General features: G+C 48.1%; 7 protein-coding genes. 6 read left to right on the plus strand and 1 reads right to left on the minus strand.

Features of this window, described 5'->3' with window-relative positions; translation table 11 throughout:
• The 6 genes from H6F50_RS06290 to H6F50_RS06315 all read left to right on the plus strand — a co-directional run.
• Positions 1 to 305 (plus strand): response regulator (locus H6F50_RS06290; protein WP_190427566.1); only part of this gene is annotated, 305 nt, incomplete at its 5' end.
• A gap of 134 nt (positions 306 to 439) precedes the next feature.
• Positions 440 to 3,136 (plus strand): ATP-binding protein, encoded by a 2,697-nt coding sequence (locus H6F50_RS06295; protein WP_190427568.1) that lies wholly within the window; start codon positions 440 to 442, stop codon positions 3,134 to 3,136.
• Between the two features lie 270 nt (positions 3,137 to 3,406).
• Positions 3,407 to 5,071, plus strand: coding sequence for a chemotaxis protein CheB (locus H6F50_RS26960; RefSeq protein WP_190427572.1), 1,665 nt, complete (start codon positions 3,407 to 3,409; stop codon positions 5,069 to 5,071).
• 461 nt (positions 5,072 to 5,532) lie between these two features.
• Positions 5,533 to 7,392, plus strand: coding sequence for a CheR family methyltransferase (locus H6F50_RS06305; protein WP_190427575.1), 1,860 nt, complete (start codon positions 5,533 to 5,535; stop codon positions 7,390 to 7,392).
• Positions 7,389 to 8,303: a PAS domain S-box protein gene (locus tag H6F50_RS06310; RefSeq protein WP_190427578.1), complete on the plus strand. Its 915-nt coding sequence runs from the start codon at positions 7,389 to 7,391 to the stop codon at positions 8,301 to 8,303. Before H6F50_RS06305 ends, H6F50_RS06310 begins: the two co-directional genes overlap by 4 nt.
• A gap of 578 nt (positions 8,304 to 8,881) precedes the next feature.
• Positions 8,882 to 10,240 carry an ATP-binding protein gene (locus tag H6F50_RS06315; RefSeq protein WP_190427581.1) on the plus strand — a complete coding sequence of 453 codons (1,359 nt, stop codon included), beginning with the start codon at positions 8,882 to 8,884 and terminating at the stop codon, positions 10,238 to 10,240.
• 157 nt (positions 10,241 to 10,397) lie between these two features.
• Here the strand turns inward: H6F50_RS06315 and H6F50_RS06320 are convergent.
• Positions 10,398 to 11,160: extracellular solute-binding protein (locus H6F50_RS06320; RefSeq protein WP_190427584.1), on the minus strand; the 763-nt coding region annotated here is incomplete at its 5' end.

Consider the following 11,160-nt stretch of genomic DNA (forward strand, 5'->3'; position numbering starts at 1 on the left):
AAGCACTAGCTATGTTGCGGGGGACTGACGATTCAACAAAGGTTCCGCGAGAGCGGCGGCTGGTCTTACTCGACTTGAATATGCCCAAAATGGGTGGAATTGAATTTTTGCGTGAATTGCGGGCAGACCCAGAACTCAAAGCAATTCCAGTGATTGTACTAACGACTTCCAATGAAGATAAAGACAAGGTGGAAGCCTACAATCTCAATGTAGCGGGTTATATTGTCAAACCCGTAACATTTGCTAAATTCGTGGAGGTAGTGGCAACGCTCAATCAATATTGGATGCTTAGTGAAATGCCCTAATTTTGGAGAATGGGTAATGGATTGTAAGAGTGATGAGTGATGAGTGATGAGTGATGAGTTACAAGAGAATTCTTTAATTCAAAACTTAAAATTTAAAACTCAAAGCTTTTTACGAATTCCGTCCTTGAATGGTTATGGAAGAAAAGTTAAAAATCCTGGTAGTCGATGATGATGAAGTAGACCGGATGGCGGTTCGCCGGTCGCTCAAAACGGCTGGCGTGCAAATGGAATTAGTAGAAACCAGCGACTGCCAAGGAGCGATCGCTACTTTACACAGCGACCATTTTGACTGTGTCTTCCTCGACTATCGCTTGCCTGACGGGGATGGACTCACCCTCGTTCAAAATATCCGCTCCTCTGGTTTTAAAATCCCCTTGGTCGTCTTGACGGGTCAGGGAGACGAACAAACTGCCGTCGAACTGATGAAAGCCGGAGCATCCGACTATATTTCTAAAGGCAAAGTTTCTCCAGAAAGTCTCTCTCGCAGCCTGCACAATGCGCTTCGCCTCTATCGAGCGGAAAGACAGGCATCAGAAGCAAACCAATTACTCAAAGAAAGCGAAGAACGCTATCGATTTGTTCTAGAGGGATCGAACGACGGAATTTGGGACTGGGATATCACCACCAACACAGTTTATTGGAATGACCGCTGTTTTGAAATCAGCGGCTTGTCCCGTGAAGAATTTGTCGGCAATTACCAGGCATTGTGCCAACTTTTGCATCCAGAAGATCGATACCGCATCGTCCAGAGCATCCGCGATCACCTGGAGCATCAAGTTGAATGTAATGTGGAATTTAAGCTGTTGCACGCTTCTGGGCATTATCGTTACTGCATTGCCAGAGGCAAAGCCCAGCGAGATGGGAACGGCAAGCCTTTCCGGATGTCTGGAATTATTAGCGATATTACAGAGCGCAAGCGGGCATTAGAAAACCAGCGATTTCTGGCAGAAGCGAGTGCTGTCCTTTCAGCTTCTCTAGATTACAAAACAACCCTGGAGAATCTGGCTCAATTGGCAGTACCCCACTTAGCCGACGTGTGCATAGTAGATATTCTGGCAGCGGACGGCTCAATTCATCGGATGGGGACGGCTTATGCAAACCCCTCTCCAGAGAAGTTGGTGCAAGAGGTGCTGCATCTGTTCCCCCCCGACCCGGATGGAGAACACCCCGCAAGCATTGTATTACGCACGGGCAAACCAAAATTTGCCGTTGAAATTGACGACGAAATGCTCGTAGCTGCGACCCGCAATGCCGAACATCTGCAAATCGTTCGGGAGCTGGGCTTTCAGTCTTACATGGTGGTGCCCCTGTTGGTGCGCGATCGCACGTTGGGGGCAATTTCCTTGGTGTCCACTCAAGAGAAACGCCGCTACGATGCGATGGACTTGGCTCTGGCAGAGGAACTTGCCCGTCGCGCTGCCTTATCGGTCGAAAATGGAAAATTATACCGGGAAGCGCAAGCGGCGACCGAGAACTTACGCAAGGCGATCATCATTCTGGGCGAACAACAGCAACAACTCCGGACACTCCAGCAGCTGACAAATTTACTAAACCAGCGCCTGAGTGACTTACCCGGTTTGTTACGGGTGATGGTTCAAGCGGTTTGCGATGCGATCGCGGGTGCCCAGTTTTGCTTTATCATGCTGCAAAACCCCCAGTGCAATCGCCTGGTCTTAACGGTGACGGCGGGAATCGGTACGGAAAAATTGCGCCTGGAAGATGGTTTTAGTTCGGGGGAAGGATTGCTTTCTCAGGTGTTTTTGACTGGGATTTCTCAGCTTATCGAAGGGGAACAAGCCGCTTTCCTCCACTCGACATCCGACACCGTAAAGCCCTCAGAGTTGCCAGCTTCACTTTATGTGGTGGCGATTGAGTCCGCGCAAGCGGGACGGTTGGGCGTGCTGGCAATCGGTAATTGGGAAAATTCTCATGCGTTTGACGAAGAAGACCGATATCTGCTGGCGGCGGTGGGAGAACAAGCCGCGATCGCGATTAATAATGCCCGTCTGATCAATGCTTTAGAAGAACGAGAGGAACGCTTAGCTTTACAAAACGAAATTCTGGCTCAGCAAAACAAGGAACTCGAAAATCTTTCCACGCAAATTCAACTTCAGAATCTGCAATTGATGGAAGCAGCGCGGTTGAAATCGCAGTTTCTTGCCACCATGTCCCACGAACTGCGGACGCCGATGAATGCCGTGATCGGCTTTTCTCAACTGCTGTTGCGCCAGCGGCAAAATCAGCTTAGCCCGCAACAATTGGACATGGTGGATCGCATCCTCAGCAATGGGAAACACCTGCTAACGCTGATTAATGACATCCTTGACCTCTCAAAAATTGAAGCCGGAAGATTGGAACTCAAACTGGAAGAATTTAATCTGCCAGTGCTAGTGAGAACAACCGCAGAAGAATTGCGATCGCTTGCTTCAGAAAAGCATTTGGAGCTGCAAGTTGAGGCAAATTTACAAAACCCTCAGATATTGAATGATAGCGCTCGGCTGCGGCAGATTTTGGTAAATCTTCTCTCCAATGCGATTAAATTCACTGACACCGGAAGTGTGTGCATCAAAGTACAAGAAATTTCCCCGGATCAAGTGTTACTTAGCGTTCAAGATACCGGAATTGGAATTGCTGAGGAAAACTTAAAGCATATTTTTGAAGAATTTCGGCAAGTCGATCAGTCCCTCGCCAAAAAATATCCGGGTACGGGTTTAGGGCTTGCCATCACTCACTCATTAGTGCAATTAATGCATGGAAAAATATCAGTGGAAAGTCATTTAGGTCACGGATCTACCTTCAATGTAAAATTTCCCCGCCGAGTCAGTATTTAGCTTGTTTTCATCGAATCAGTTGTGTCGAGGCAGTTCTCAATCAAGGGTGCCCTACACCCTCACAATTCAAATAGAATTGCTCTACACTCAGTAAGCGCTTTCATGCCGAGGATTGATGACGAGTGACAGATGTTAGCCTAAAGTAACCAATACAGGATCTCGAAGCGTCTGCGGCGATGATTCAGCTACTTGTTCGATTGAAAAGAGTTTTGAGAATTCGGTCTTCGCTTGATTGGGTAATTTAATTCATCCGCTGCATTGAGAAAATAAATGTCTGGTCACGATATTATCGTCCTCGGTGCCTCTGCCGGCGGGGTAGAAGCGCTGACTCAACTGGTCAAGGCTTTGCCGCCGGATTTGCCAGCTGCAATCTTTGTCGTCATACACTTCCCTGCCCACAGCACCAGCGCCATGCCAAGTATCCTGAATCGCTGCGGCTCTTTGAAAGCATCTCATCCCAAGGACGGCGAGGCGATTCAATATGGGCGGATTTATGTGGCACCCCCCAATTACCATTTATTAGTTAAACGCGGATACATCCACCTGGCTCGTGGTCCTAAGGAGAACGGTCACAGACCCGCCATCGATCCCCTATTTCGCACGGCAGCCCAGTTCTATGGACGGCGAGTGGTGGGTGTGGTGCTATCGGGCAATCTTGACGACGGGACGGCGGGACTCGCAGCGGTGAAGCAGCGAGGCGGTGTCGCAGTGGTTCAAGATCCCAACGACGCCTTGTTTCCCGGAATGCCCCGTAGCGCTATCGAGAACGTAGAAGTCGATTATATTTTGCCTTTGTCAGCGATCGCTCCTACCCTGGTAAGCTTGGCTCAAGAGTCAGTGGCAGCCGAGGAAAAAGAGCCTGTAACTGATGAGATGGAAATGGAATCCGAGAGCGCAGAATTAAATATGGCTTCCATACACAAAGATGACAGACCCGGAACGCCCTCCGGCTTCGGCTGTCCAGATTGCGGGGGTGCCCTGTGGGAACTGCACGACAGTCAGTTGCTTCGGTTCCGCTGCCGCACGGGTCACGCCTATTCCGTCGAGACTCTGCTGGCAGAGCAATCTGAGGCACTAGAGACGGCACTGTGGAATGCGTTTAGGGCACTCGAAGAACGTGCCGCTTTGTCCCGTCGGATGCATCAAGGGGCACGCGATCGCAACCAAACTCGGTCAGCCAAACGCTTTGAAGAACAGGCGCACGAAGCTCAGCACAACGCTACCATCATCCGGCAACTGCTTTTAAATGGCAATGGGGACAAAGAGAAAGATACCGAGGTACACCCGGAAAATGGGAAGCAGGTAGAAAAGGAGAATCGGAGAAAAGCAGGATCGAACCCAGAAACCGAAGAAAATTCTTACCCTTTGATTACCTTTCCCATCGTGGCAGTGGCAGCGTCTGCCGGTGGGATAAAAGCCATCACCGAGTTGATTTCTGGCTTGCCAAAAGACTTTCCGGCAGCGATCGCCATCGTCCAGCACCTAGACCCCAAACACCCCAGCCTACTCGCAGAAATCCTGAATCGTCGCACGTCTCTACCCGTCAAGCAGGCAGAAGCAAGAGAGCAAATGCGTCCGGGGACAATCTATATCGCGCCGCCGAATCATCACCTGCTGATCGACCCAGACGCGACTCTCTCCCTCACCCAGACGAAACTGGTGCATTTTGTCCGTCCCTCCGCTGATCTACTCTTTGAATCAATCGCGGCGAGTTTTAAAGAACGAGCGATCGCGGTTGTCCTCACCGGGACGGGTAAGGATGGTGCAACCGGCATCAGAGCGATTAAACAAATGGGCGGAATCGCGATCGCGCAAGATCGGGAATCTTCGCAGTATTTTGGGATGCCGGGAGCCGCAATTGAAACTGGAGCAGTCGATTGGATACTCCCCTTAAATGAAATTGCTGCTACTTTGGTGAATCTGGTAAATAGCTAATTGCAAATGGCAAATTGTTGTCACCAACTTTAATCATTTATAGATAGAGTTTGCTAATAAAAATAGGGCAAAAAGCTAGCGATCTACCACGAATCGCTAATCAAACTGTGAGCAATCAATGTAACTTTGTTGAAGACTGGGAATCGGAAATCCTCAGTAGTCATTAAGTCCTCAGCTTGCTGCGATTGACAACTAACCTTTCTACCACTCCCAAAGCGTGATATCTAATTACGCTAATATACTAAATTGATGTTGTGTAAAAAAATATTCGATTAAGCGAGTAGCTATTATAGTCATTTTCGATCGGGTAAGATATACAGAGAAAACCTAAGCGCTAACCCTCTTCCCAACGCGGTTGTGGGCGGTCAATTCAAAGCCTCTCTCAGATTCTTCTAGAGCAATGGAAGCGAGGTCAAAACCGTATTGCACTTATGGAAAACTGGTATAACTAACAACTACTTATGGATCGCTCAATCCTCAACCCTGAATTTGAAGCGCTGCTAGAGTATCTTAAAGGCAGCCGTGGCTTTGATTTTACTGGCTACAAACGTTCCTCTCTGATGCGTCGCGTCCTGAAAAGGATGCAGATAGTAGGACTGGAAAGCTACAACGATTATATGGATTACCTAGAAGTATATCCAGAAGAATTTATTCACCTGTTTAACACGTTGTTGATTAATGTAACTGCCTTCTTCCGCGATCGCTCAGCCTGGGATTACATTATTGAAGAAATCGTTCCCACCATTGCCGCCCGCAAACAAATCAACGAACCGATCCGCATCTGGAGTGCTGGCTGTGCCTCTGGAGAAGAAGCTTATACTATCGCGATGGCGTTCGCTGAAGCGCTGGGAGTGGAACAGTTCAAAGAACGGGTAAAAATTTATGCCACCGAGTTAGACGAGGAAGCCCTCAATCTAGCCCGCCAAGCGACCTATTCAGCGAAGGATGTCGCGGATCTGGCTCCGGAAATGGTAGAGAAGTACTTCGAGGAATGCGCTCGCGGCTATAACTTTCGCAAGGCTCTGCGTCGCTCGGTGATTTTTGGGCGTCACAACTTGACGATTGATGCTCCCATCTCCCGCATTGACTTACTGGTGTGTCGCAACACTTTGATGTATTTCAATGCCGAAACTCAATCTAAAATCCTCTCCCGCTTTCACTTTGCCCTGAATGACAGTGGCTTTATCTTTTTAGGGAAGGCGGAGATGTTGCTCAGCCACAGCCACACTTTCACACCTGTGGATTTGAAGCGGCGTATCTTTACCAAAGCCCATAAAATAGGAATACGCGAACGGTTGTTGCTTATGGCTCAGTCTGGCAGCGAGGAGGCAGTGAACAATCTAGCCACTCATGTCCGCATTCGGGAAGTCGCCTTCGACAGCAGCCCGACATCCCAGATAGTGATAGATGTCAATGGCTTTTTAGTGCTGGTGAACGAACGTGCTAGGGCAATGTTTCCCTTGAGTCCGAAGGATCTGGGTCGCCCCTTGCAAGATTTAGAAATTTCTTATCGTCCCCTGGAATTACGCTCTTGTATCGATCAAGCCTATGCGGAGCGCCGACAGATTACTGTCAGGGATGTGCCGTGGCAAACTCCGAAAGGCGAAACGATTACTCTAGACGTGCTGGTGGTACCGCTCGTAGAGGTATCCAACAATCTTTTAGGCGTCAGTATTTCCTTCATTGATGTCAGCCGCTACAAACGGCTACAGGACGATTTGCAACAATCCAACCAAGAACTGGAAATGGCTTATGAGGAACTCCAGTCTACGAATGAAGAGTTGGAAACGACGAACGAGGAACTCCAATCCTCTAACGAAGAGTTAGAGACGACAAATGAGGAACTCCAATCCTCTAACGAAGAGCTAGAAACCATGAACGAAGAGCTACAATCCACGAATGAGGAATTGCAGGCTCTTAACGATGAAATGCACCGCCGCAGCGAAGAACTCAACGACGCAAACGCCTTTTTAGAGTCGATTTTAGGCACTCTTCGGGGTGGCATCGTCGTAGTCGGGCGAGATATGCATATCCAGCGTTGGGATCGCAAAGCTGAGGAGTTGTGGGGACTGGGAAGCGATGAAATCCAAGGACAACACTTTCTAAATTTAGATATTGGCTTGCCAGTAGAGCAACTCAAACAGCCGATTCGCAACTGTCTAGCTGGGGAGAACGATTTACAAGAAATTATCCTCAATGCCACTAACCGACGCGGCAAGGCAATTGAGTGTAAAGTCTCTTGTAAACCTTTGTTAGGGAAGGAGGGAGAGATTCGAGAAGTGCTTTTATTCATGGAGGAGCAAGAAGGAGTTCCTGAATGAATGAGGACAAGTTTTCCCAGCAGATAATCCTTCTACAACAACACTTGGCAATCCTGCACAAATATTTATTAGCCATTGATTCATCGCCCCTACAGGCATTAATCTTGCAGCAAATCGTGTTGGCGACGGCAGCGTTTGAGGACTTTTGCTTCGTCTTGGAAGACTTGCTGGTGGCGCACGAGGAGCTATCTCAATCCAACGAGCGTTTGGCAGCGATGGAGAGCGATTGCCAAGACATGAACCAATCTCGACAGTTCCAGGTGCAATACTCTAAACAGAGGATACAAGTTCTCAATGAGCAACTGCGAGCGACTGTCGAAGCATTAGCCAAGAGCGATCGCGCCTTAGAGAATAAAAACCACGACTGGCTTGTCGTCAACGAACACCTGCAAAGCGCGATCGCCCAAATTAAGACCACTGCTGATAGCTTAGAGGCGCGTAACGAAGATTTACAAATAAAATCAGAACAATTAGATACAAGTAACGAAGAGCTACGCCTAACAACAGAAAAACTGCGGCTGTCCAGCAACCAGGTTAACCAAGCCAACGCCTTTCTCAAATCTATTTTTACCAGCCTACCGGGCGGCATTGTCGTATTAAACCAAGAACTGAACATCCAAATCTGGAATCCTCAAGCTGAAGATTTGTGGGGACTGCGAAGCGATGAAGTCCAGGGACAGCCTTTTCTAAATTTAAAGATTGGCTTGCCGGTAGAGCAGCTTAGACAGCCGATTCAAAGCTGTTTAACCGGGGACTTGGAATACCACGAAGAAACACTAGATGCTATCAACCGGCGTGGGAGGACAATTCAGTGTAAAGTCACCTGTATGCCTCTATTTATTTTAAAAAAAGATATTCAGGGAGTGATTGTATTAATGCAAGAATTGCACAGCGCTATGCCAATACTATAAAAATCTCAAAGCTACAGTCTGTATTGAAATATCTTTTCTAAGTATGTGTAAAAAATCAACCCTACTGGTATAAAAATAACCGCTTTCCAAACCCCGATCCGACAAGATAAAAAAAGTTAAATTTAGCCGCTTTCTCCCTAAAAAAATCTAAAATATTTTAGCTTTTTCTTCTTCTAACCAGGCAACGCTTACCGTGAAGTGGGCAGAAGGCTGGGGGATCGGGTTTGTTTGGTTTCGAGAAGGAACGGAAAGGTATGTGGATAAAGCTCTGGTTACGGCTTATGGATTTCACCTAACTTATCAGCCTTAAAGAGGATTTACACATAAATTTCTTACAGTTAACTCAAAGTATGTACATAGTGTCTTTACTAAGATTTTGCACACCTTGTGTGTTACGGGAATTTATTCATTAAAGTTAAGTTCAACGGCACTGGCTGCCAAAAGCTAAAAACTTTGTGTGATTTGTCTAGTTGCTTAGGGCGCTTACAGCTAATCTGATTTCCAAATTGCTCAAAAAGCAAAATGGGTGATTCAAGAGCTTAACAAAAGTTTAAAAAAAGATAGTAATCAAGAATTTCATGACTTTTCATCTAAAAGGAGAGCGGTTTACCGAGAAAATAGAGACGGCACGCCAACGCGCAGCGGCGTTACAGCAGCGTGTCACCGAATCGCCTCAGCAACAGCCACAGCTGCTAGCGGGATCGCTGGAAGAATTAAAAACCGCTTTGGAAGAATTACACGTAGCCGAAGAAGAACTGCGCCAGCAGAATGAGGAGTTGTTAGGGGCGAGGGGAGCATTGGAATCGGAACGCCAGCGCTACCTAGACCTATTCGAGTTTGCTCCAGACGGCTACCTGGTAACAGATGCGGCTGGAACGATTCGGGAAGCCAACCGCGCCGCCGCTGAGCTTCTCGGTATCTTGCCCACTTACCTAGTGGGCAAACCGCTAATCATATTTGTGCCTGAAGAAGCTCGTCGAGCCTTTCGTTCCCAACTGACTCAGGTGCCAAAGTTAGGCTTAGTTCAGGAGTGGGAGGTGCGACTAAAATCGCGTCAAGGCAAACTCTTTAATGCTGCGCTGACTGTCGCCAGCGTCCCAGATAAGCAAGGTAAGGGGTCTTCCCTGCGCTGGATGCTACGTGATATCACCGCCCGCAAGCAAGCGGAGGAGAAAATTCGCTATTATCATTTACAAAATTTGCGCCTTCAAGAAGAAGTCCGGCTGAAGTCGCAGTTTTTGGCGCTGATGTCCCACGAACTGCGGACTCCGATGAATGCGATTCTAGGCTTTACGCAATTGCTGATGCGCCAAGCTCAGCATCAGCTGGGCCAAAACCAAATACATATGCTGGAGCGCATTTTTAATAGTGGCAAACACCTACTCAAACTGATTGAGGATATTCTGGACTTCTCTAAGCTAGAGGCGGGAAAGCTGGAATTAAATTTGGAAGAATTTAACTTAGTCGAGCTAGTCACGCAAACGGTGGAAGAACTCCAGAGCTTGGCTCAGCAGAAGCACCTGGAAGTGCATATTCACGTTAGTCTTGATAATCCTTGTGTTGTGAATGACAGTAATCGCGTGCGGCAGGTGTTGGTTAATCTTCTTTCCAACGCGATTAAGTTTACCGATTCGGGTAGCATTACTGTGGATGCTTGCGAACCGACACCCGACCAAATTGCGATCGCTGTCAAAGATACGGGCATTGGGATCGAGGAGTCGGAAATTCAGCAAATTTTTCAAGAATTTCGACAACTCAGTCAAAGCCTGACGCGCACTCATGGGGGTACGGGTTTAGGGCTTGCCATTACTGACCGATTAGTTCGCATGATGGATGGGAAAATACAGGTGGAAAGTCAGCCGGGAGAGGGTTCAACTTTCCGCCTAGAGTTGCCCCGTGAAGTCACATCAAGCTCTAATACTGCTGCAATCGTGTGATAACTCCCCATCTAGAGAAAAAAGTGCCTCTCCAAACCTCTCCCCAAACCCCTCTCCGAAACGGAGAGGGGTTTTGAATATTTCTCTTGAATATTGCTCCCCTTCCCGATTCCAGGAAGGGGTTGGGAGTTAGGTCTGGCAGCTTTAGCGTGAATCCCTAGCGTTGATTCCACGCTAAAGCTGCATCTCCAACTGCTTTGTCTACCGTCTTTTCCCCCAACATTGCTGCTTGCAAATTCTCATAAATTGCCTTCTGCAACTTGTTGAGATCCTTCATCGCCGGGACTAAAACCTCTGCCGATGTCAATTGGCTGGCACTAATGACGCGAGCTTGTTCCACTGGCGACACCTTCGGATTACTGGCTATCTGGCTTTGGTACTCTTGCACTGCCTGAACTGTAGACGGCAACACGTTCGCCGCCTTCGCAAAAGCCAGCTGATTTTGATCGTTCGTGACAAATAAAGCAAATTTGAGGGCGTCATCCGGATTTGGAGTGTCGCGGGGAATCACCAGATTCATCACCGCTACATTCTTTTTACCCGTTTCGCCGGTAATCTGGGGTGCCGCAGCGGAGACTCGCGCGATCGCTGGCGCATTCTTCTCAATCGTCGCCATAAATTCTGCACCCGTTGCTAGCACCGCCGTCTCACCTGCTTGGTACAGTTCAACCGCACGTCGATGCCCTTGTGTCAATACCTCCTGGGGCAACAGCTTCTTCTGGTAAAGGTCTACCCAATACTGAAACGCCGCTTTCCCTGCGGGTGTATTAAAAGCCGCCTCTCCATTGGCATCCACCAATTGAACCCCCATCTGCACCATCGATTCCAGCACCTCAGCCGAATCTTCTGGAACTAGGGTTGCAAAAAACGCATACTTGCCGGTTTTTTCCTTAATTTGTTGAGCAACTTGTGCCAGTTCG

It is taken from the genome of Coleofasciculus sp. FACHB-712 (genome assembly GCF_014695635.1).
Classification (GTDB): domain Bacteria; phylum Cyanobacteriota; class Cyanobacteriia; order Cyanobacteriales; family FACHB-T130; genus FACHB-T130.

What these genes read in the sequence shown, in the direction of transcription:
- H6F50_RS06295 (WP_190427568.1), top strand. Translation starts at nt 440, where the DNA reads ATGGAAGAAAAGTTAAAAATCCTGGTAGTCGATGATGATGAAGTAGAC.
- H6F50_RS26960 (WP_190427572.1), top strand. Translation starts at nt 3,407, where the DNA reads ATGTCTGGTCACGATATTATCGTCCTCGGTGCCTCTGCCGGCGGGGTA.
- H6F50_RS06310 (WP_190427578.1), top strand. Translation starts at nt 7,389, where the DNA reads ATGAATGAGGACAAGTTTTCCCAGCAGATAATCCTTCTACAACAACAC.
- H6F50_RS06305 (WP_190427575.1), top strand. Translation starts at nt 5,533, where the DNA reads ATGGATCGCTCAATCCTCAACCCTGAATTTGAAGCGCTGCTAGAGTAT.
- H6F50_RS06315 (WP_190427581.1), top strand. Translation starts at nt 8,882, where the DNA reads ATGACTTTTCATCTAAAAGGAGAGCGGTTTACCGAGAAAATAGAGACG.